21 protein-coding genes, 1 tRNA gene and 1 other annotated feature are annotated in these 23,317 nt (G+C 35.2%); of the genes, 4 read left to right on the top strand and 18 right to left on the bottom strand.

Translation table 11 applies throughout. From position 1 onward, the window contains the following. Window positions 1-409 precede the first annotated feature (409 nt). From tyrS to IV36_RS05435, 5 genes are all read right to left on the bottom strand, one after another. Window positions 410-1,660, bottom strand: coding sequence for a tyrosine--tRNA ligase (tyrS, locus tag IV36_RS05455; protein WP_056991169.1), 1,251 nt, complete (start codon window positions 1,658-1,660; stop codon window positions 410-412). Between the two features lie 46 nt (window positions 1,661-1,706). Next, window positions 1,707-1,902, bottom strand: a binding site (T-box leader). Window positions 1,903-1,939: 37 nt separating this feature from the next. Beyond that, window positions 1,940-2,404, bottom strand: a complete 465-nt coding sequence (locus IV36_RS05450) for a Fur family transcriptional regulator (RefSeq protein WP_056991168.1) — start codon at window positions 2,402-2,404, stop codon at window positions 1,940-1,942. Between the two features lie 73 nt (window positions 2,405-2,477). Next, window positions 2,478-5,597 (bottom strand): AAA family ATPase, encoded by a 3,120-nt coding sequence (locus IV36_RS05445; RefSeq protein ID WP_056991167.1) that lies wholly within the window; start codon window positions 5,595-5,597, stop codon window positions 2,478-2,480. Then, window positions 5,594-6,715 carry an exonuclease SbcCD subunit D gene (locus IV36_RS05440; protein ID WP_056991166.1) on the bottom strand — a complete coding sequence of 374 codons (1,122 nt, stop codon included), beginning with the start codon at window positions 6,713-6,715 and terminating at the stop codon, window positions 5,594-5,596. The genes IV36_RS05445 and IV36_RS05440 overlap by 4 nt, the downstream gene beginning before the upstream one ends. Before the next feature lie 264 nt (window positions 6,716-6,979). Further along, on the bottom strand, window positions 6,980-8,161 hold the full coding sequence (locus IV36_RS05435; protein WP_056991165.1) for an acetate/propionate family kinase: 1,182 nt from the start codon (window positions 8,159-8,161) through the stop codon (window positions 6,980-6,982). Between the two features lie 143 nt (window positions 8,162-8,304). Between IV36_RS05435 and IV36_RS05430 the strand changes: the two genes are divergently transcribed. Both IV36_RS05430 and apf read left to right on the top strand, forming a co-directional pair. Further along, on the top strand, window positions 8,305-9,213 hold the full coding sequence (locus IV36_RS05430; RefSeq protein WP_056991164.1) for a magnesium transporter CorA family protein: 909 nt from the start codon (window positions 8,305-8,307) through the stop codon (window positions 9,211-9,213). 398 nt (window positions 9,214-9,611) lie between these two features. Further along, entirely contained in the window at window positions 9,612-10,310 is a 699-nt protein-coding gene (apf, locus tag IV36_RS05425; protein ID WP_056991163.1) for an aggregation-promoting factor, read from the top strand. 141 nt (window positions 10,311-10,451) lie between these two features. On the opposite strand, the gene IV36_RS05420 is transcribed toward apf, so the two are convergent. From IV36_RS05420 to IV36_RS05375, 10 genes are all read right to left on the bottom strand, one after another. Then, window positions 10,452-11,123, bottom strand: a complete 672-nt coding sequence (locus IV36_RS05420; RefSeq protein WP_056991162.1) for an ABC transporter ATP-binding protein — start codon at window positions 11,121-11,123, stop codon at window positions 10,452-10,454. Between the two features lie 3 nt (window positions 11,124-11,126). Next, window positions 11,127-12,191, bottom strand: coding sequence for an ABC transporter permease (locus IV36_RS05415; protein ID WP_056991161.1), 1,065 nt, complete (start codon window positions 12,189-12,191; stop codon window positions 11,127-11,129). Window positions 12,192-12,194: 3 nt separating this feature from the next. After that, a complete protein-coding gene (locus tag IV36_RS05410) occupies window positions 12,195-12,713 on the bottom strand; it encodes a TetR/AcrR family transcriptional regulator (RefSeq protein ID WP_056991160.1) in 519 nt (172 codons plus the stop codon). A 245-nt stretch (window positions 12,714-12,958) separates the two neighbouring features. Continuing rightward, on the bottom strand, window positions 12,959-13,609 hold the full coding sequence (locus IV36_RS05405) for an alpha/beta hydrolase (protein WP_056991159.1): 651 nt from the start codon (window positions 13,607-13,609) through the stop codon (window positions 12,959-12,961). Window positions 13,610-13,714: 105 nt separating this feature from the next. After that, on the bottom strand, window positions 13,715-14,851 hold the full coding sequence (locus IV36_RS05400) for an ArgE/DapE family deacylase (protein ID WP_056991158.1): 1,137 nt from the start codon (window positions 14,849-14,851) through the stop codon (window positions 13,715-13,717). A 74-nt stretch (window positions 14,852-14,925) separates the two neighbouring features. Further along, a complete protein-coding gene (locus tag IV36_RS05395) occupies window positions 14,926-15,318 on the bottom strand; it encodes a hypothetical protein (protein ID WP_003688459.1) in 393 nt (130 codons plus the stop codon). Between the two features lie 30 nt (window positions 15,319-15,348). After that, window positions 15,349-16,488, bottom strand: coding sequence for a non-hydrolyzing UDP-N-acetylglucosamine 2-epimerase (gene wecB, locus IV36_RS05390; RefSeq protein WP_056991157.1), 1,140 nt, complete (start codon window positions 16,486-16,488; stop codon window positions 15,349-15,351). 228 nt (window positions 16,489-16,716) lie between these two features. Continuing rightward, window positions 16,717-16,790: transfer RNA gene (locus IV36_RS05385), tRNA-Arg, on the bottom strand. 307 nt (window positions 16,791-17,097) lie between these two features. Continuing rightward, on the bottom strand, window positions 17,098-18,369 hold the full coding sequence (locus IV36_RS05380; RefSeq protein ID WP_056991156.1) for a DEAD/DEAH box helicase: 1,272 nt from the start codon (window positions 18,367-18,369) through the stop codon (window positions 17,098-17,100). Window positions 18,370-18,459: 90 nt separating this feature from the next. Continuing rightward, entirely contained in the window at window positions 18,460-19,467 is a 1,008-nt protein-coding gene (locus IV36_RS05375) for a Gfo/Idh/MocA family protein (RefSeq protein WP_056991155.1), read from the bottom strand. Window positions 19,468-19,752: 285 nt separating this feature from the next. On the opposite strand from IV36_RS05375, the gene IV36_RS05370 reads away from it, so the two are divergent. Both IV36_RS05370 and IV36_RS05365 read left to right on the top strand, forming a co-directional pair. After that, a complete protein-coding gene (locus IV36_RS05370; RefSeq protein ID WP_056991154.1) occupies window positions 19,753-20,109 on the top strand; it encodes a DUF4828 domain-containing protein in 357 nt (118 codons plus the stop codon). Between the two features lie 140 nt (window positions 20,110-20,249). Continuing rightward, complete coding sequence (locus tag IV36_RS05365; protein ID WP_056991153.1) at window positions 20,250-20,765, top strand: methylated-DNA--[protein]-cysteine S-methyltransferase; 516 nt, start codon at window positions 20,250-20,252, stop codon at window positions 20,763-20,765. 201 nt (window positions 20,766-20,966) lie between these two features. Here IV36_RS05365 and IV36_RS05360 read toward each other — a convergent pair whose 3' ends face one another. From IV36_RS05360 to IV36_RS05350, 3 genes are read right to left on the bottom strand one after another with little or no spacing between them, the layout of a single operon-like run. Continuing rightward, window positions 20,967-21,839, bottom strand: a complete 873-nt coding sequence (locus IV36_RS05360; RefSeq protein WP_056991152.1) for an ABC transporter substrate-binding protein — start codon at window positions 21,837-21,839, stop codon at window positions 20,967-20,969. Window positions 21,840-21,855: 16 nt separating this feature from the next. Beyond that, window positions 21,856-22,554 carry an amino acid ABC transporter permease gene (locus IV36_RS05355; protein ID WP_056991151.1) on the bottom strand — a complete coding sequence of 233 codons (699 nt, stop codon included), beginning with the start codon at window positions 22,552-22,554 and terminating at the stop codon, window positions 21,856-21,858. A gap of 16 nt (window positions 22,555-22,570) precedes the next feature. Further along, window positions 22,571-23,293 (bottom strand): amino acid ABC transporter ATP-binding protein, encoded by a 723-nt coding sequence (locus IV36_RS05350; protein WP_056991175.1) that lies wholly within the window; start codon window positions 23,291-23,293, stop codon window positions 22,571-22,573. Window positions 23,294-23,317 lie beyond the last annotated feature (24 nt).

Raw genomic sequence — 23,317 nt, 5'->3', positions numbered from 1 at the left:
TACTAAACAAGAGACCCTACACATTTGATTTGTCGAAACTTTGTTCAGTTTTCAAAGATCTACCTTACAAACAAAATGTATAAAAATTCAATAAATGAATTATCACATATTATTTGTTTGTCTACTCAATTATAGACAATAAAGTATTTGTTGTCAACAAGTATTTGTTTCTATTTTTCAAAAAAAGAACCAATCTGTTGCAACAACATTGACTACTATACGCTCTCACAATTAAGTCGTCAAGAAAAAATTTAAAAATAAATATCAGCAAAAAAATTTCAATAATGTTCACCATTGAATATCCTAACTATTTTATTGTATAAATAAAAATAATTCGGATTTTAGTATAAATGCTACGAAAAAAAAGCTTTATTCTGAAAAAAACATTAAATTCAGAACAAAGCTTTTTCTATTTTACTTTAGCAAGAAAATATTTCTTTTTACCCCGACGAGCAATTACAAATTTTCCTTCGAATGATTCAGCAGGATTAATTATATAATCTAGTTCCTTGATTCTATCACCATTTATATATATAGCCCCATTCGTAACGTCTTCACGAGCTTGGCGTTTTGATTTCTCAATTTGGGTTGAAACAAGCCAATCAATAATATTCATTGACTCATTCGTAATCTCAACCGTTGGCATCTTTTTAAACCCTTGCTTTATTTCAGTTGCAGTCAGCATCTTAACATCCCCAGAAAACAATGCCTTAGAAATATGCTCCGCTTGGATTACCGCATCTTTACCATGTACAAAAGCTGTCACTTCTTCAGCTAATCGTCTTTGAGCCTCACGCTTCTCAGGTTCAGCAGCGACCTTCTTAGCCAATTCATCAATTTCCTCTTTTGTCAAAAAAGTAAAGTATTTCAAATATTTCACTACATCACGATCATCCTGATTCAACCAAAACTGATAAAATTCATAAGGTGTTGTTTTCTCAGGATCCAACCAAACTGCTCCACCTGCGGTTTTCCCAAACTTAGTTCCATCAGCCTTCAACATCAAGGGAATTGTTAATGCAAATGCCTCTGTATCAGACCCTTCAATCTTATGAATCATGTCAATTCCTGCTGTGATATTTCCCCATTGATCTGCACCGCCAATTTGCAACTCAACATCCTTTTCTTTCAGTAAATGATGAAAATCAATTGACTGCAGAATTTGGTATGTGAATTCCGTAAAAGAAATCCCACTCTCTAGTCGACTCGAAACAACTTCTTTGTTCAACATTGTATTTATACTAAATAACTTCCCATAATCACGTAAAAAACTCAGCAGATCTATTTTTGACAGCCAATCATAATTATTCACAATAGTTATATTATCTTTGCCAAAAAGGTGTTTCATTTGAGATGTCAGTGCTTCTTCATTGTGATGAACCTGTTCCATAGTCTGCAGAACTCTCTCAGAACTTCGACCAGAGGGATCACCTATTGACCCCGTACCACCGCCAATTATAATATGTGCACGATGTCCAGCCATCTGGAACCGCTTGAGCATCATAAATGGGATAAGATGTCCAATGTGTAAGCTATCCCCAGTTGGATCAACACCACAGTATACGCCAATTGACTTTTCTTCAACTTTTTTTCTTAGTCCTTCTTCATCTGACATTTGGTTAATCGCACCGCGCCATGTCAATTCATCAATAATATTCATTTTTCCCCTCCTAAAATAAAAAATCCCTAATACTATTATAAATAGTATTAGGGACGAAATAAATTCCGCGTTACCACCCAATTTGTCATAGTCATGACCAGCTCTTACACCGATAAAGAGGTGAACCTAATCTAAGCTCAGCTCAATAGTGTAATTCGGAAGAATAATTTATCTTGATTTGCAGCACCATCAAGTCTCTTGAATAGTGATTACCTTCCTACTATCTATTTCATTGCTTTTTAACAGATAAAGTATAACTTAGACATATCTACGTGTCAATTAAATTTTAACTGCTTTGTTCTTAAGTTTCGCTTGGCATTCGGGACAAACTCCGTAAACTTCGTACTGACTATTCAAAACCTGATAACCAGTCTTGGCTATAGCAATTTTCTCATTTTTCTTGTATGAATCATCAAAAACATCAACTATCTTATTACAATTAACACAAATTACATGATAGTGTGGTACCTCGAAATAATCATATCGCATATGTCCACCACTATCAGCCGCAATTTCAATAATTAAATTATGATCTACAAATAGCTGCAGCGTATTATACACAGTAGCTAAACTGACACTAAAACCATTTTTCCTGACATACTTGAAAATCATCTCAATCGATGGATGAGCATGTGACGTCATTAAATACGACAGTATTACCTGTCTTTGTGGCGTATTTTTGATTTTGTTGCTTTTTAGTTTATTCGCAGCTACTAGCAAAGTATTTTGTTCCTGCGTTGCCATCACATTCACTCCTCAATAGTTATAAATGATAATAATTCTCAACAACGATATTATACCTTAGACAAAAAAAAGTCTATCTAAGAGTTGGCAACTCTTCAAAATCAAAAATATAGTGCGCCACACTGCGTCCATTTTTAGATTCTATTCTTAACTGTGCTGGCAATTGTTCGCGTAATGCACTCACATGACTAATTATTCCAATCAAACGATTCTTTCCTTCCAAAGTTTGGAGCGCTTCTAATGCAACTTGCAACGAATCGTCATCCAGCGCACCAAAACCTTCATCAATAAATAAAGCGTCAATTTGAGTTCCTCCATTTATACTTTGGACAACTTCTGCCATGGCAAGTGCTAGACACAATGCCGCAATAAAACTCTCACCGCCAGAAAGAGTCTTGACACTTCTAAGTTTACCCAGATCGGCATCAAAAATATCCAACTCAAGTCCCGTATCTGTAGCATAAGTTCCGTTATTCTTGTCAAGTTCAAAATAATATCGCTCATTCGTCAGATTCATTAATTTAACATTGGCTACTTGCAGCACCTGTCTCAGATATCTACGTAAGACATATCGCTCTAAGCCTAATTTGACTTTTCCCTTTCCACCAATTACTTCCAATAATTGGTTCCATTGAGCATCAAGTTTTAGTTTTACCTGATATTCGGTCCATCTTTTTTTAACAGCTTGCGTAACTTTGAATAGTTCAGAGTATTTCTGTGAATTCTTTTCATATTCCGCGAAAGCAAATTCTTTGGCCTGTTTTAATTGCACCAGTTTTGCATCTAATTCTGTAATATTTTGAACATTTTTACCATTCGTTCTCATTTTAAGGTCAGTAATTTTTGTCTTCAATTCAACAATTTTATTCTGATAGTTCCTAATTTTTGTTTCAACCACTGCAATCTCTTTTATCTCATTAATTCCTGCCCTCATCTTAGCAATGGTTAAATTCTCGTCATGCTCAAACATAATTTCATCGAGTTTTTTTCTATTTTGTCGCAAACTCTCTTCTAAAGAACCATTTGTATCTTTAAGACCCTCAAGTCTCTCAGTAAGCATCGTTAAACTAGTATCAATCTTGACCGCCTGATCGACAACTTTTTTCTTTTCTGTCTCAAAGTCTGTAATTACTTGTTGTTTCTCTGATATAAGTAGTTCCAATTGTTGTAATGAAGTAATGCCATTTGGTATTTCTGCCTGAACAGCTGCTAATTTTGCCTCTTTCTTAGCAATGTCGAGTTTAAAACTACGTTCTTGTTCTTTTAGCGATTCCATTTTCTCTTCAAACTTTGCTTTTTCATGCAGCATATCTTCAAGACTTATTGAAGCATCTTTAATATTCTGTTTTTGCTCTTCTAGCTCCCGAAGCCCAATATTTAAATCTTTTTTTAATTCAGAGACCTTTATCTGCATCTCCGCAAAATTAACTTCTTTTATATTCGGAATATCATTCAATTTTTGCAAGTCTTGGTCTGAGACGACCTTTAGTTCTGCAATTCTTTCTTCGTTGGTATCAATCTTGCCTGCTATTTCGCCACTGTTTTGCATTAATTTCTGTTGCATTTTTGCTGAATCTTCAACATCGCTTTCTGTCACCTCAACTAACAGTTCATCTGCTATCAGTGCTTGTGGATGTTCTATCGAACCGCATAGAGGGCAAGGTTCACCTGGTTTTAACTTCTTACTTAACATAATTATCTGGTTTTTTGCTAGTGCAGCATCTAATTTTTCATGCTTTTCTTTAGCAATTTTAAGCTGTTCTTTTGTATCTGCTAAATCAACCCTCTGTTTTGTTAAAGTTGCTCTTAATCTGCCAACCTTGGACTTATTTTTTTCCATTCTTTCTATCAATTCGTCTGCTTTGGTTAGGTTGCTCTTTACTTCTTGCAATTTCAATTCTTGTTCTGGTATATCTTTGTTCAATTTAATAATTTTCTGCTGCTTTTCAATACTCTTCTCGTCTCGAGCCAATTTTTTCTCTAGCTTGGTTATCTCATCTTTGAGCATTTTGAACTCACTATCAGCAGTTATCCGTTCATTTTCCAATTGTACTGCTTTTTCAACATAAATCTTCTTATCTTTTAATCGTCTTACATCATCAGTTAAAGAATTAATTTCATCTTCCTTTGCTTCTAAATTCCTATTTTCTTCTTGATTTACCTTAAGTTTCTCTTCGACAGCTATTTTCTGTTCTGCAGCCTTTTCAATTTTATCCCTTGTTTTATCATAGGATGCCCGTTGTTCTTCAAGCCTTAAAACCAATTGTTCATTTTTCTGAAACCACTTCAACTCACTTAATCTTTCTTCCTCTTCTTTAAGCCAGTCTTCATCCCTAAATTCAAGTAAACTTTTTTTAGTAGACTCTAATGTTTCAAAGTCCTGCAGTAACAGTTTGTTTTTCAGTAAATTATCTTGCGCATCTGCAACCTGTTCTTCCATCTTGGTTAACTTTAACTTGGCAGCCTCTCTAACTTGCTTGTTCTCTTTATTTCTTTCACTTGCAACCTCTAACCAACTGGCCACATCCAGCTTACTATCTATCTCATTGATTTGACTCTTTAATGCATCAATCTCATTTTGCTTTTCCTGAGTCTGATCATGTGTCTTTTTTGCTTGATTTTGAATATCATCTGCCCATTTCTTAAATAAACTTGTAGAAAAGAGCTCACGTAATAATTTTTCTTTTTCATTACTATCTGAATCTAAAAAATTCCGAAATTTTCCCTGCGGTAACATGATTATCTGGGTAAATTGTTCTAATGTCAGATGAATTAATTCCTGAATAAATTTATTGACTAGTCCAACTTTATTTAGTTCAACTTCTTTACCATTATCTTGATAGCTCAACAATACCGTCATATTTTGAACTTTTGTTCCAGAACCCCTCTTTTTGATGATAACTTGTTTAGGTTGACGTTTAATACGATAAATTTTATCTTGATGTTCAAAAATAAATTCAACTTCTGTCACCTCAGATTCTTTGGCAAAACCTGAGCGCATTGCTTCTGCTTCACGATCATCGCCTGATGTGCTTCCAAAAAGTGCAAAACACATGGCGTCAAAAATCGTCGTTTTTCCACTACCGGTTTTACCGCTGATTAGAAAAAGCGGTTGTTCAGTAAAACGTGTAAAATCAATTTCTTGCTTTGCATATGGCCCAAAATTAGTCATCTTTATTTTCAGCGGCTTCATTCTGCTTCACCACCAATCACACGCTCAAGACTATTAGACGCCCATTTTTTTTGCTGCTCCGTTATTTTTTCGCCTGTCATATCCTCAAAAAAATTCTCTAGTAGTCTCATTGGATCTAATTCAAGTACAATGTCTTCATTCTTTGGAAGATCTACTATTTGTTTTTCACGACTTAAACTTATTATTTTGGGATAGAACTCGCGCAAATTATTCATGACATTTGGAATAACTGCCCTATCTGTCAGTGTAATTGCTACGAAGTCTTCATTGTTTACTTCGTTATATACACTTGGAGAAATCAGTTTTTCATACCTGTCCTGCAGCAATACAATATCATTAAGAGGTTTTATAGCAACAAAATCAGAATGGAAAGGTTCAGTATCAACAATCCATACACCCTTGGCAGACTTTGCTTCTGACACTGAAAACTTAGCAAGAGACCCACTATATTTAATTCGTTCATCATGCAACGCATTAACATCATGAAGATGACCCAAGGCTACATAATCAAAGTCTGTAAGCAGGTCTAATGGTACAGCGTTCAATCCTCCTACCTCAATTTTCGTTTCAGAATCAGTTTTGGTACTACCAGCTGCAAAAAAATGTGCGACCAACACATGTTTTTTATTTACAGCAAAGTTTTCTTTCATTTTTTCAATTATCTTCCTTATGGCAACAGTCAAATCAGTCAATGATTCGTCTGCAAAAAAATTCCTAGCCTGAAATATTTGAAAATATGGTAATAAAAAGAACTGTGTATCTGAAAACTCGACAGGTGTCATTGCTTCTTCGATACTCGTATTCAAGAAGTATTGCGTTGCTTTAAACCATTCTCTTCCTGTATTCAGTCTAGCTGCTGAATCATGATTACCACTGATAGCCAAGATTGGTTTCTTTAATTTTAAATTCAGCTCTACAATCATTTTATTCAAACGATTTACAGAATCTTCATTTGGTAAAGCTCGATCATATAAATCACCAGCAATTACAATTGCATCAACTTTTCTTTCTAACGCAATTTTTGTAATTTGCGCAAAATCGTGTTCTTGTTCCTTCGCTAAATCATATCCGTATAATTTTCTCCCGATATGCCAGTCTGCTGTATGTAAGAAACGCATCCTATCCCCACCTTTTTTGCGAACATCTGTTCATCTTAAAAGTATACCATATCTGTCTTTGATATTTACTCATTTGCAAAGCGTAAATAAAAGGACTGGTCAAAAGTCATCCTTTGTCCTAGTCCTTTCATTCTTTTTGCATGTAAAAAATCTGCATAAGTCAAAATAATCCATCAGATTTCAAATTTTTTCAATCTATATTTGTCTTCTAGAAATAATTATACAACAAACTCATTAGTTTCGATGATGCCTACTAAGTTAGTACTATTTATTGCGTAATGCTAAAATCTGTCTAACCATTGATAATTCCTCATTTGTTGGGATTATCATTATTTTTGCGGAGGAATCTTTCGCTGATATTACCCCTTCTTCATTTGCTTCATTGGCATCCTGAGAAATCTTCAGGCCCAACACTTGCAGCTTCTCAACAATAAGATTGCGTAATTCTCGATTATTTTCTCCAATTCCACCAGCAAATACCAGCACATCCAGTCCACCCAATTCAGCGTAATAACTTCCAACATACTTAACGATGCGATTAATAAAAATATCGATTGCAAGTTTTACCTGTTCTTGATCCGCATTCGCCAGCAAGTCTCGCATATCCGAAGATATCCCAGAAACACCAAGTAGTCCGGATTCCTTATTCAGCATCAACAGGACTTCGTCCAAACTTAGTGATAATTTTTTCATCAGATATGGAATAATCGATGGATCAACATCTCCAGCACGTGTTCCCATTGTTAAGCCTGTCAAGGGTGTAAATCCCATTGATGTATCAAATGCTTTACCATCTTTTTCAGCAGCGACTGATGCTCCGCTTCCTAAATGAAGTGTTATCATCTTCAAAGATTCCAATGGTTTATTTAGCAAATCTGCTGCCCGATGAGATATATATTCATGACTGATTCCATGTTCTCCATATCTTCTAATTCCAAATTTCTTTGTATATTCGTATGGTATGCTGAAAATCGCATTTTTTTCAGGTAAATCCGTGAAGAATTGACTATCAAAAACAGCATACTGTGGAACTTCAGGCAATGTCTGCTTCATGATATTCACATATTTAACTTCCATTGGATTATGTAAAGGTGCAAAATCATTCATCTTAGATAACTTGTTTAAATTATCTTCTGTCAATTCAACAGCTTTCCTGAACAGTTCACCACCTGCAACAACACGATGTCCAACAGCCTCTATCTCCCTTAAATCAGTAATGATTTTAAGTTCTTGCAGCTTTTCAAAAATTAACTCGGCGGCCTTTTCATAAGATAGATTATCAATCTTAATCTCATACTTTTTCCCACTGTATTTAACTTCGAATAGGGATCCTAACATGTTTATTCGTTCTACTAGCCCCTTTGCGATAACACTCTCATCACTTGCTTCAAATAACTTCCATTTAACTGAAGAACTTCCTGCATTTACCAAGAATATCTTACCCAATCAAAGCACCTCCATTATTATTAACTTAATTATATCGTACTTCTTATTTTCTGACAGCGTTCCATTAAAATTTGCACAAATCAAGCACCCATTAAAAAAGTATGCTAAAATTTTTCATAATAACTAATTAAGAGGTAACTGCCATGATTACAAAGCATATAATAGAAGAAAAAAGAAATTCATTCACTTGGTTCGACGTTTGTGACATTACCGATGCAGACAAAAATAACCTCATTGAAAACCATGAGCTCAATCCCAGACACATTGCATACGCAACAGATAAACATGAAAGAGCCCGCTACGATCAGCAAGAAAACATTGAAATATTGATTTATAACTTACCTGTTAAAAAAATTGCTGCTACTAATAGTTTTGTTCTGGAGCCAATTACATTTTTGGTTAAGAAAAATACTGTTTTTACCTTTCGTTCTAAATCCTTAGATCTAGATACTGCAAAAATGATTGCAAAAGTGACTCATTTGGATGCAACAATAAGAACCTTGATTCTAACCATCTTATATCAAGTTACGATCTGCTTTCAAGATGCCATTGACAGTCTAAACCACACACGTGATCGTTATTTAAGTAACCTTAAACACAAAATAAGCAATCAAAATCTGATTCAATTATCAAATGTTGAACGCAGTCTTGTTTATATCGCTAGTGGTATCAAAACAAATCTACTAGTTCTTGAAAGTATAACCGAAAATCAATCTTCACAAGAACTATCTCCAACAGAAAAGAAACTCTTGCATAATATTTCAATTGAAGTCCATCAGGCAGAACAAACTGTCGAGATTGCATTAGAAGTTACTGAACGTATATCTGCAACGTCAAATAACTTACTCAATAATAATTTAAATGATGTTATGCGTTTTTTGACTGTTTGGTCCCTTGTGCTAACAATTCCGACTATTATCACAGGTTTTTATGGTATGAATGTAGTCCTACCATTCGCTAAAGGTTCTATTGCATGGGTCAATATTACATTTGCGACAATAATTATGATAATAATTCTAGTTATTTTTTTCAAAATTCGTAGATTTTTCTAAAAATGTTGCAAAAAGCCGAAATATTTGTAATTTATCTTCTTAATACCCCTAAAAATGGGTTTATCAAATAAAAAAAGCATTTTTTTCTATTTTTTTTTCTGCAAATATTAAAATTTCTGGCAATTTTTTATCCATTTTTGTCACATTTAATGAAAGGTCTCATAAACACCTTCACTTTAGCAATATTTCGCATTTTTATTCTGAAATATCGCTTTTTTATATTACGATATATTACAAAAGCAATAAAATATTACAAAAAAGCTCCTTATAGTAACAGAACTGCTATTTTCCTGTCATGTTTAATGGATATACTAATCACTGTTGACGCGATTTGATTTGGAAATCGCATGAAGGGTAGCAAATGCTACGAGACAAAAAACAGGAGTGAATATATAACTATGGATATTAAGAAAATTTTATTGTCAGCTGCAACAGTTACAGGTATGTTGACAGCTGGTACAGTCGCAGCAAATGCTGATACTGTTACAGTTAAGGCTGGGGATACTGTTTCTGAATTAGCCAATGAATACAACACTACAATCGATGCTATTAAGCAACAAAATAGTTTACAAGATGCAAACGTGATTGTTGTTGGTCAAAAATTAGAAATTGGTGGAACTGCAAGTACTTCAAGTACTACAACAAACACTACAAGTACTACAACAAGTACTACAAGCTCAGCATCAACTTCTACCAGCACAACAAGTACGCCAGCTGCAAGTACTTCAAGTACAACAAGTAGTGCACCAGCTGCAAGCACAAGTAGTACTTCAAGTGCAGCTACACCTGCCGTAAGTTCTTCAAGCACTACTACGGCTGCTGCTAGCTCAAATACAGCAACATCTACAACATCGACAAGTACATCAACATCATCAAGCGAATCAGCTGCTCGTGCTTGGATTGCCGCTCGTGAATCAGGTGGTTCATATACAGCAAAAAATGGTCAATATTATGGTAAGTACCAACTTTCTGCTTCTTATTTGAACGGTGATTACTCTGCTGCTAACCAAGAACGTGTTGCCAACAATTATGTTATCAGTCGTTATGGTTCATGGCAAAATGCGGTTAAACATTGGCAAACTAGCGGCTGGTACTAAAACTAGTCGTCAAATAAAACAGGATTACAATGTAGTTTTTAAATAGACTATTAAAGAAAAGACGCTGACACGAATAATTGTGTCAGCGTCTTTTTTGTGCATATTCAAATTACATTTTGTCTAAAAACAGGTTTATCTTATCTAGACTTGTTTTAAATTACCATCCATAATCTCATAAATTCGATCAGCGTATTCCTTTAAACGCAAATCATGTGTCACTATGATAACGGACTTATTATGGTTATGTGCTAAATCTTTAAATAATTTCCCCACTTCGACGACCCTTTGTGAATCCAGGGCTGCAGTTGGTTCATCAGCAAAGATTATATCTGGATTTGAATAAAGTGCCCGTGCAATTGCTACACGCTGTCTCTGACCTCCCGATAATTCGCGCGGATACTGAGTTAATAAATCTGCAATTCCTAGTTGTTTAATTACTGCAGTAAAATCAGCTTTATTCAAGTTTCCTTCTTTTTTTACACGCTTTGCTAATTCAAATTGTTCTTCAACTCTAAGATATGGAACCAAGCTATAATTTTGTAAAACAAAACCAATTTTCTCCAATCTAAGTTGTTCTTTTTGTTTCTCTCTCAAACTATTTAATTTCACATTATCGATAAGTACTTCCCCTGAAGAGGGAGTCTGTATTCCACCTGCAATTGTTAAAAAAGTACTTTTCCCAGATCCTGAAGGACCTAGCACCAGACATAGCTCGCCTTTTTGTGCCTTGAAATTAACATTAGTTAGGACATGAATTCGATTCTTCTTTTCACCAAAATATTTATTAATTTCTCTTAAACTAACCGTCTCCATTGCCTACCCTCCAATCACTGTCACTGGATCAACACGTGTCACTACCCTTATTGGGATTATTACACCTAACAACGCGACCACAACTAAACCTATGGCCACAATACTTAATAGCGGAATACTGAAATACATTGGAACTTCCGAAGGTATGAAGCTCGCTGTTAATCCTGTTAGTGCAGTTCCAACTATCAACCCGCTGATAACAATTAATAACGACTGCGAAATTGTAGCACGTACCAAGACACCTACAGGAACCCCTTGCGCCCGTAGCACTGCATAATTTTCTAATTTTTGCATTGTCAATATATATAGGAACACAGCAACTACTACCAATGAGATTATCATTAAGAAGCCTATCATAAAAATAAAAGTAGTCAGTTGCGCAGAATACCCTGGAAGTTTTTTAATGAACTCTCCTACTGAGTAATTCTTTAAACCACTATCCTTGCTGAGAATAATTTTACTACCTTGTGAGACAATTGCACTTGCTGCAAAAGTAGGTCCCGCATTTTTTAATACCTTGGCCACACTATTAGCGCCGTAGATGACAGGGGCAATATTTAGTTTCTCATTATTTACAAAACCGCTAATTAAATAATTGGTTTGACCCGAATTCAACTTAATCTCATCGCCTATCTGATAACCTGCTTGCTTAAGCGAACTATCTGCCAAGACCTCATTGGCTTTTATTGGTTTTTTACCCTCTGTGACTTTCAAATTTTTCATAATAAACTGTTTACTATTTACTCCTACGAACTGTGCACTAACCTTACTATTCCCATCACCGCGAACTACAACTGGAACTTGCGTTACTATTGCTGTTTTCTTACCAATCTGTACCTTGTTTAATTGTGATTTTGTAATTATCGATTGTGTCATGCTTGTATTAGCATTATCATTTAGAATAACATTTTGAATATCCCATGATTTAATTGCATCCGTATTCTGTCTAGCTAATCCTTGGGCCAAACTAGTTAGAATAAATATTAAATAACTTATTAAAACAATCATTGCTATGATTAACGTATACCTCAGTTTTTCGTAACGCATTTCTTTCCATGCAAGGAACATATTTTAATCCTCCTGCTTTATTTTTTTGACAGCCGCATCTAGATAATTCAGTAATTTTTCTTTATCCGTAGGTTTAAGAAGTATTTGTTTAATAACTTCATGAGACAAAACCATCACGGCCCATTCTTCAAAATCTGCTGGCTGTTCTTCAAATACCTGTTTTTCTTCATTCTTAATTAGTGATTCGTTCACACAAAGATGCATTTTGATAAAATTAAAAAATTGACTGTTTGCAGTTTGTTCCACAAAATTGCGAACAAGCACTTGATAAGGAATTTTTTGACCCTGTCTGCCTACATTTTGTTTATGAATTTCTTCCATCGCGATTCGATAAACATACCAGTACGCATCATTAATATCTTTAAAGTATTTATAAAAACTTCCCCTTGAAATCCCGACTTCATTAATAATTCTTGCAACTTGTGCTTGAGACAATGGGTACTTTTCAAATTCATTCAGCATTGCCCGAAATATTCTTTTTTTCTTTTCAATATCTAAATTTTTGAATGTTTCTGAAACCACATGACCCCCTCCTTACATTTTTGGTGACACGGTGTCACCATACGTGGATAATAGTTCAAACATGCATTATCTGTCAAGTTAATAGTTTTATCAGGATTTGCGCACAAATAACATATGACATACGGTCATATCATTATTGCTACTTTTTTTACTTCTATACTTACATTATTGCTAGATAACACAGTTAAATTGAGAGCATTAATTGCAAATAAAAAAACTGGGTTTTTTAACCCAGTCAACCTATACTAATTATTTTTGATATAAAATTCATTAAACCAATCATATATATCCTGCGGTTCACTGTAATCAACCATATGGCCACTAGGATATTCATGATACTCAACGTTGTCAGCATATTTTTTAAAAAAACTTGCAAGTTCGCGACCAGTCTCAAGTGGAAACACTGGATCTTTTTGTCCCTGAGAAATAAATATTCCTGTGTCCAATTTTTTTCCTGTAAGGCTCTTTCTAGCTTTCTCAATATAGAATTGCGGTAATCTTGCACTTAATATTGCTACTATATCCAACCAATTCGGATAGAAAACACTCAAACCTGCACTAATAATTGCACCTTGACTAAATCCCAAACAAAACAGCGGGTTGCCCTGCAAATTATTCTGTCCTAGGATTTCTTCTACTTGATCATGAATACCTGTGATAACATCTCCAATAACTTCTGTTTCTGTCTTATCAATAAATTTAGGAATAAAATATGCATATCCACTTCCATAATTGAGATCACCCTGTATATGCAACTCAATTACATCTTTCCCAAAAACTGGAACCAGTGGCCTCAAATCAAAATAAGATGAGTTCATTCCATGTAGCGTCATAACAACTGGGGTTTCCTTGGTCACTTCTATCTTAGGATATATAATCTCATATTTATACCTCATATTAATCTCCTATTTCTATATTTTAATTATAACTTTTTTAATTATAATTGCTAACATCTTAAATAGAAATTAAAAATTAATAAATTTAACAAAATATAATCTTTATTAAAAAAATGACCTTGCTATTTCTTTATATGTTTCAATTGTATTCATGTAACTTTTAATACTAGTCATTTCATTTGCTTGGTGCGCTATTTCCCAAGTATCAGGTCCTAACACCACAACCGGTAATGTCGGATATTTCTGCACATAAACACTCGCATCAGTTGCACCATTGATAATTCCCAATTGTGACTTAGAACCAAAATTCTCCCTTGCTGCTTTAAGTACTTGTTTTACAAAAATACTCTCCGAAGGTGTACTCATTGGAAAAAAATCATGGACTATTTCAAGTTCTAACTTTAATTTATGTTCTTCATTTAAATCAAGAATTGCCTTAGCAAGCATGTCTTTGACCTTTTGATTACTCAGCGCCATCGTTGGTCGAATATTGCCATATAGTTCTGCATAGTCGGGGATTATATTAACTTGACTGCCCCCTTTAATTGTAGTGATACTGTGTTTGAACTCCCCTAGGATTGAATCGACAGGACTATTCTCAAATATCTTCCGTTCAGCATTAATGAAATAATTCAACCCAATAATTGCATTAGTTCCTCTTTCAGGGATTGAGCTATGTACAGATTTACCAAAACTTTTAATTCGATAATTTAATGATCCTGAATGTGCATGAATTAATTTACCACCAGTAGGTTCTCCCACAACCATAGCGGAAACATCATCCAACACATCACTATCAGTTAAACGATATGCTCCCTTTGCACCGAATTCTTCACCTGAAGTAGCTACCAATCTTATTCTGCCTGGAATTTTTTCTAGATCTTCATTTAATTCAATCATTGCAATTACTGCTGCTGCTAAACCACTCTTCATATCTGCGGCACCACGCCCATAGATATTATCACCAACTACCTCAGCTTCGAAGGGATTGTGTTTCCATTTTCTTTCATCCCCAATTGCTACAGTATCTTGGTGACCTTCAAAGCAAAGTACTGGCCCATTGCCTACACCAATATCTGCAATAAGGTTTGCACTATCTTCATCAAAGTAATCTGCATGTGCCTTAATATTTTTATCTTTGAGTATTTTTACCAGATACTTAGTTACTTTTGCTTCGTTTCCATTAACTGAATTTATTTTTATCAAATCACGTAATATTTTAATCTTTTCGTCTTTATTCATAGTCTATCCTCCTCAATTAATTTAGTATAAAAAATTAGTGCGTACTTTCCTAATAGAAAAGCAGCACTAATCATCTATTCTTTTTTACTAAAACTCTTAAAATCTAATACTTTATCTTTAACTAAAATTGCTTTCTTTACTGAAGATGGATTGTGAGCAATTTGATATTTAAGTTTATCAAGTGTATCTATTACCTTACGCAATTCTTTAACTTCTTGCAAAACATCCTCATCGGCCTCACTAACAGCCTGTAGATTAACAAGATTTTTTACCATTGTCTGGTACCTAATAATTGCAAAAATAATATTGAAATTCGAAGAAATCGTCCTTGGATTCTCTAAATCTGGATGTTTTTCAAGAAGAGAATATATTTCTGGATAGTAGCGCAAAGCCACCGTGTATAATGGAAAATACCGATGAAATACTTGTTCCTCATTCTTAAATCCGAATCGATCAACTTTTTCCATAATATCTCCCCCTACAAATCCAACTACTACCTAAAAATCAGCCGGTCTTGTAATACCTTTACCAAAATAATACGCAATTGCCTTCAAAATTCGTTCACTTGCACGACCATCACCATAAGGATTTTTCGCTTTTGCCATTGCTTGATAAACTTCATCATCATTTAACAGCAGGTCCATATTTTTCTCAACTTCCATCTGGTTTGTCCCAACAAGTCTTAGCGTACCAGCTTCAACACCTTCTGGTCGCTCAGTTGTATCACGTAAAACGAGAACTGGCTTTTTCAATGCTGGGGCTTCTTCTTGGACACCACCAGAATCTGTCATAATATAGTAGCTTCTAGCGCAGAGGTTGTGAAAGTCAACAACATCCAAAGGCTCAATCAAATGAATTCTTTCAGTATTCCCAAGTATCCGCTTAGCAACCTCTCTAACCTTCGGATTCAAATGCATCGGATAAACTACCTCTACATCTTGATTTTGCTCAACAATTTTGTGCACAGCCTTAAATACCTGTTCCATTGGTTTCCCAAGATTCTCGCGTCGATGCATTGTCAATAATATCAATCTATTCTTCTCATTTACTTCTTCCAGTACACTATGATGATAATCACTTGTCACAGTTTCCTTAAGTGCATCAATCGCTGTATTACCAGTTATAAATATCTGCTCACTTTTATGGTTTTCCTTGAGTAAATTATCTTTACTCTGGCTGGTAGGGGCAAAATAGATATCACTCAAAACATCTGTCATTTGGCGATTCATCTCTTCTGGATAAGGAGAATACTTATTCCACGTCCTCAGGCCAGCTTCAACATGCCCTAAAGAAATTTGGCGATAAAAAGTTGCTATACTTGCTGCAAAAGTCGTCGTCGTGTCTCCATGGACTAAAACTATATCAGGTTTTTCCTTTTCTAATACTCCATCTAATAATTTCAAAACATTAGCAGTAATATCTCCTAATGTTTGATTTTGTTTCATAATATCAAGATCATAATCAGGGACAATATTAAAAGTTACCATCACCTGATCTAGCATTTCACGATGTTGTGCTGTCACAACTGTTACGGTATCAAACTGACTTTCTTGCTTCTTCAATTCTAATATCACAGGTGCCATCTTGATAGCCTCAGGTCTAGTACCAAAAACTGTCATTACTTTTAATTTCTTCAAAAAATATTCACCTCAATATTATCTAATTACGTATTAATTGTACTACAAACAAAAGTTTACTGGAACAGTAATCCCAAGTAGATTATACTGTTTTTTGCATATTTTCCCTGTATATCTGTCAGAAAATTCACAAAAGTTAACCATAATAATCCTTACTTCAAAGAAAGGAGCCAAATCAAAAATTAACTTTTGATTTGGCTCCTTTTTAATCAGTTATAGATATCCGAGTGCGCTTGATCGGAATCGAACCGATGACCTACCGCTTAGGAGGCGGTTGCTCTATCCTGCTGAGCTACAAGCGCATACCAATAAGCAAAATACTAACTATATAAGTATATGAAGATAATCCCTTAAAGTCAATAGTTCGTCTTATCAGTAACTGTTTTAAAATAAATATTTTCACACAGTCTGTTTGATTAGAAAGTGTGAAAAGAAGTCGATAAAATTCGAGCATTAACACGAAATTACAAATATAGTATGGCCTTTGTTACGCGTAATTCACGGTTGGACTGCAAATTTTAACTTAATTATGTGCACGTTTATCTAGAGTAAATAGGAACCAACTTAAATTTTAATTTTTGTTTATTGCCCGATCTTTTTATTCCTACTCTATTGATTTTCCTTCTTATGCCGCTTTCCCTTATTTAATCTGTCTCGTTTTCTTTTCTTGTGCTTTTTTTTCTCAATAACAACGGGAGAAACTGTTTTCTTTTTCCTGCGCTGTGCGGATTCAGTCTTTGATTTAGACAGTCGAGATTCCTTTACCTCATCCGGTATTTCTTCTACTCGCAATAGCGCGCCACGATAAACAGTCCCAAAATGCAGCTCGTAATTTTCAGATTGTACCAACTGGCGGAAATTTCTCAAATCATGATCGTTACCTAGATTAATTACAATTCCGCTTGCTCCCATTCTACCAGTTCGTCCTACTCGATGAATATAGGTATTCCTGTCTTTTGGCAAGTCATAATTAATGACCGCAGGGAGTCCCACAATGTCGAGCCCGCGAGCTGCAACATCTGTCGTCAATAACAAACTAATCTCACCCTTACGCAGTTGACGCAAAGCTTTTTCACGTTCAACTTGACGCTGTTGGCCCTCCAATACTGCTACCTTAACACCCAAGTATTTCAGCTTATCAGCTGCATTCTCAATTTCAGTGACTTTTTTAAAAAATACAAGGGCACTGAATTTTTCAAGATTAGAAAGTTTGCGCAAAGTATCAATCCTTTTCCTGACAGGGGTCTCCACCAAAAAGTGTTCAACCTCGCCTTGAGTTTGATCCTCTGCTCGAACATCAAAAACCTCGACCTCGGTTCCAAACCACTGATGCAATTGGTCGAATATGTCCGACTTAGTGGCTGAAAAAAATGCAAGCTGAACAATTCCAGGTGCATGGTTTAATAACGAACGGCATGCAACCAAAGTTTGTTCAGTTAATAAGTCATCAGCCTCGTCAAAAACAAATGTTTTAACATTATGCAACTTCAACTTCTTATTCTCGGCTAATTCAAGCATTCTCCCAGGTGTTCCAATTACAACTTCGGGTGCTTTCTTCAACTTTTCAATTTGACGTTTTACGTTCGCACCTCCAATTAATGAAAGTACCGTTAAATCTAGAAGTTTCGCCCACTGTCTTGCCACTTCTGTAATTTGTGCAGCTAATTCTTGCGAGGGTGCAACTATCACCAACTGAACGCCTTGTGCTTTATCAACTCGTTCAAGTAGTGGAAGCAAGTATGCTAAAGTCTTGCCTGAGCCCGTCGGTGCAAGCCCTAATACACTCTTCCCTTCCTTCAATGGTTCGTACACCTGTTCTTGAATCAACGTTGGTTTTGTAAAGCCTTGTTCCTTAAAACTATTTTCAAATTTTGGATTCATTTTTCCCTCTTCTGGACCTGTGGCTAAAGCTAAAAATCTCCAATTTTATTTCAAATTAATTGGAAGTTCATGCTCTTTCACCATATTTCCCTATCTAAATTCTTTATCTGCCCTAAATACAATGTTTGCACTTGATCTTAAATCATATAATACACGATTAACTTGTACACTGACAGCTAACCAGTCCTCCATTTTTTGCTTATTATCCAATGATAAAGGATCTTGTAGAATACTAGTAAAGTCTGAAACTTCAGCTGCCATCGGATTAGCAGCTGTTTTTTGAGTCAATATTCGTTTTGTGGCCCCATTGACTAGTTGAATATCAGCAAGGTCTGCTGCATTATCCATAATAATAGTCTCTTTGAGTCCATATATTTCACTTGTCAGATATGAATTTGCAGTTTTTCCCACATTCAAAGTAACCGTGTACCCGGGATAATTTAGCAGTGCCAATCCTTTACCATCAATCCCATTTCGAAGCTTAGTCGCTGTGTAACTGACACTATCTGGAAGCCCGAACCAACTAACAGCATCATAGACAAGATATACACCTAAGTCTTGCAATGCTCCACCCGAAAAATTCAACGAAAAGACATTCGGCTCATTACCTGCAAGAAAATCATCGTACTTGGAAGAATACTTCATATAAGTCAGTGTGGCACCCTGAATAGTATTCATCTGCTTAACTGTTTCTTTGACTTTCAAGAAATTTGGTTCATGAAAATGTCTTGCTGCTTCAAAGTAATAAACATTATTATATCTGCGCAGCAATCTTTGTAGAACCTTCATTTCAGCAGGACTTGAACAAGCTGGTTTTTCAACAATCACATGTTTCCCTGCTAGGATAGCCTGCCTACTCTGTTCAAAATGCAAACTATTAGGAGATGCAATATAAACAACCTCAAAATTTCCTTCATAGAAAAATTGATGTAAGTCTCGATAACCCTTAACATTTCCCGAAAATTCACGTCCAAATTGCTCCGCTTTTTCAATTGAACGTGAGAAGACACTGGTTAGCTCCCATGAACCATTTTCCTGTGCAGCTTCAACAAATTGTTTCGTAATCCATCCCGTACCTATTACCCCTAACCTCAACATAGAACCTCCTCCTTTGTGAATCGCTTTCTTAAAAACTATTGTAGCAAAAAAAGGGGATGGAGTATATCTAAGTAGAAATAGTTAACTGCTTAAATTTAAAAAATATTGCTATAACCTAATTGTTGTTAATATCTTTCAGATAATACAATCTTATTTCAAAAATAATATATTGCTGTTAAAATCTGTTTAAATACTACTTTATTCAACACTTAAATGTTATATTATATTTTGAAATCAATTAACATTATACTATTTTGTAGATTAGTGAGAGGAGCGCAATTATCAATGAATCACAAACGACATGCTACTTCAGGATTCAGCCTGCGCAACCATTTCAAACCTCTCGTCCTATTTAAGAAGAAGTCAATCCCAGAAGTTTTGCCTAACTTCTATGTAGGCAAGTGGAATTTTACAGATGAACTTAGTGGAAAAGTTCATTTGCTTGAAGTCAATGCTACACTCAATATACTCATTGATGGTCGCAAGTTACCTGGAAAAATAACAAAATTAGATGATAAAGAGCTGATTTTCATCGACAAATATGGATATCAATTGCGTCTCGATGCCACCGAAAAGCATCCTGTAAGCCTATTTGATGAAGCAGATAATCGTGTTTATCCAATTGTAAAAATAGATAATTAATTAACAACATGAGTTTTAGCTTCTAGCTCTCGAACTCCTAGGTAAAATGACACCATAATCAGATACTCTTTGTTCTGTTAACTAGATAACTAGATTAATCAGTTTACTCTATTGCTTTTTATCATCGGAGGATACATTTGATGAGGTTATTCACTAATTACATAGATACTCCTATTGGAAAAATGGTCAGTATCAGTGACGATAATTACCTGTATCTATTGCAGTTCACTGATTCAAAAAAATTGGACTTACGCGTACAGCAAGTGTGCAAGTTTTACAAGGCCAAATTGGTTGAACAGCCCACAGCTGTTTATTTCACTTTAAAAAAGCAGCTTACCGCATACTTTCTAAAAGAAATAGATACGTTTTCAGTCTCATTAGCCCTCAATGGGACTCCCTTTCAAAAACGGGTCTGGAACATCCTGCAGAGTACACATTCCGGTGAACTGCTCACTTACAAAAAAATTGCAGAACTACTCGGGAGTTCTGGTAAGTCGCAGGCTGTCGGAAATGCCAATGGAGCCAATAAAATCGCAATCATAATCCCTTGTCATCGAGTAATAAATGCCAATGGTTCTCTTGGAGGCTATGCGGGTGGGCTATCACGGAAGATGTTCCTTTTATCTCTTGAAAGCAAAAATGTAACTTTGTTCTAACCCCCTCTGCTAACAGCGTTTAATTATGTACACCTTATCTACCTCATAATAAAAATAAGCAGGTGCAGATTGAGTACTGACATATGATGTTCTGCCTCGTGAAGCACACTTATATGTAATAATAAGAGACTAGATCATAAGCTGAATTTTGATCTAGTCCCTTATTTTTCTTCTTAAAATGTTATCACGGAAGTAAAACTTCTATTTAATGTTTTTTGTTATTCCGTCTGACACACTTACCATGTATTTATCAGATAGACCATATTTTGCAAGAATTTTCTTGAGAGTTCCATCTTTTTTCATTTTATTTAGTGCTTTATTCGTTGCATTCAGTAATGACTTATCTGAGAAGTTTACTGCAGCACCAATTTGCCCAGTGGCCTCAGACTTGTACGAACTCAGCAGTTTAAGTGATAGTGACGAATCCTTGGAGAGTGTGTAATCAGCAACTATTCCATCGGTAACACAAGCTGCAATTTTACCAGTGTCAACAGCCAACATTAACTCAGTTTGTTTCCCATACACTTGAACATCCTTAACCTTTCCTTCTTTTTTCCATTTTTCTGCGATTTCCAGAAATGCAGTCCCCTTTTGTGCACCAATAACTTTACCCTTCAAATCGGACAATGAATTGATACTAGAATTTTTAGGAATTACAACTGCATCCCCTTCCTTATACCATATGTCGGTAAAGGCCGCTTTTTGAAGGCGATCTTTCTTTATATACATAGCGTCTGTCACCATATCAATTGAACCCTTATTCAGTTCAACCAGAAGATTTTCAAATGGAACCTGTTTCATTTCGACTTTCTTTATTCCAAGACGCTTGGCAATTTCCTTAATGATATCAGCATCAATGCCCGTGAATTTCTTTGTTTTTGTATCAATGTAAGCAAATGGTGCATCATTAGATGATCCAACGACAAGTACACCTTTTTTCTTTATCTTCGCAAGCGTATCTGTACTTGATGATGTTGAAGAACTTTTTGAACTGCTTTTACCTGAAGAACAAGCAGTTACAAATAATAATAGTGCCGTGATACTAAGCAACATTAATAATAGTCTTTTCTTCATGTAATTATCTCCCTTTTTAATGCAAAACCTTCATTTTCTTCTCCAATAATTTCATCAGCTGCGACAAAGGCAAACTTAAAAGCAAATATACACCCGCCAAAATAGTATATGATTCAATTGTTTCAAATGTCTGTGAAGCATATGTCTGTGTCCGTAACAGCAATTCACTCACTGAAATGATAGCCAATAGTGATGTATCCTTTATCATCATTACCAAATAATTGCCAAGAACAGGGATACTATTTGCAAAGGCCTGCGGAATAATTATTTTCCATAAGACTTGGTAATAAGTAAATCCGAGTGCCAATCCAGATTCTTTCTGACCATCATCAATAGAAAGAATGGCCGAACGAAATACTTCAGAAATATAGGCTCCATAATTAATTGAAAGTCCAGCAATCCCCGCAGCTACTGCTGAAAATTGAATATTAGCACTACTATTACCCATTGACTTCAATATATTATCAAGTATTAATGGCACGACATAGTAAATATAGAAAAGTTGTACTAACAGTGGAGTTCCCCTAACAATTTCCACAAGTGTTGCAAAAAATCCCTTAACAATCTTTAATTGTGTAAGCCTGCAAATGGCAACTAGCAATCCTACTACCACAGCAATTAAGAAACTTGAAATCGTTGTTTGTAGTACAACCACTACGCCCTGTAATAGTGACGGAACTAAGTTATTAAAAGCATCTGTCCAGTTTAAATTCATGCAAAAACTCCTTTCTTTACAGAATACGTGCGAGAAATTCTTGAGTTCTGAGATTCTGAGGATTTTCAAAAATTTCTTTTGGAGTCCCTTGCTCCACTATGTATCCACCTTCCATAAAAATCACTCTGTCAGCAACATCACGAGCAAATCCCATCTCATGTGTGACCACAATCATAGTCATCCCATCGTTAGCCAATTTTTTTATAACCTTCAAAACTTCACCAACTAACTCCGGATCAAGTGCTGAAGTGGGTTCATCAAATAATAGAAGCTCTGGATCCATTGCAAGTGCTCTGGCAATTGCCACTCGCTGTTTTTGACCTCCAGATAATGAAGATGGATATACATCTTTTTTCTCAAGCAGACCTACCTTGTCCAATAATTCGCAAGCTTCTTTTTCCGCTAATTCTTTCTTTTTCTTGTTTAAACTTCGGGGTGCCATTGTTATGTTGTCTATTACCTTTTTTAAATTGAACAAGTAATATCCTTGGAATACCATTCCAACATTCTGTCGATATTTATTTACTTTTATTTTCCCGTTTAGGATACTTTGATCTTGAAAGATAATATCGCCTGCTGTTGGTATTTCTAGCAAATTTAAGCATCTTAAGAATGTGCTTTTTCCCGAGCCTGATGGTCCAATAATACAGACTACTTCGCCCTTTTTTATATCCATACTGACATCTTTCAAAACCAGATTTGATCCATAACTTTTTGAAATACTCTTAACAGACATCATTATTTCTTCCATTTTTGTACACCT

Origin of the sequence: Liquorilactobacillus mali (assembly GCF_001437155.1) — a bacterium.
Classification (GTDB): domain Bacteria; phylum Bacillota; class Bacilli; order Lactobacillales; family Lactobacillaceae; genus Liquorilactobacillus; species Liquorilactobacillus mali_A.
The sequence above is the reverse complement of the archived record's forward strand: the minus strand, read 5'-3'. Positions and strand labels throughout refer to the sequence as shown.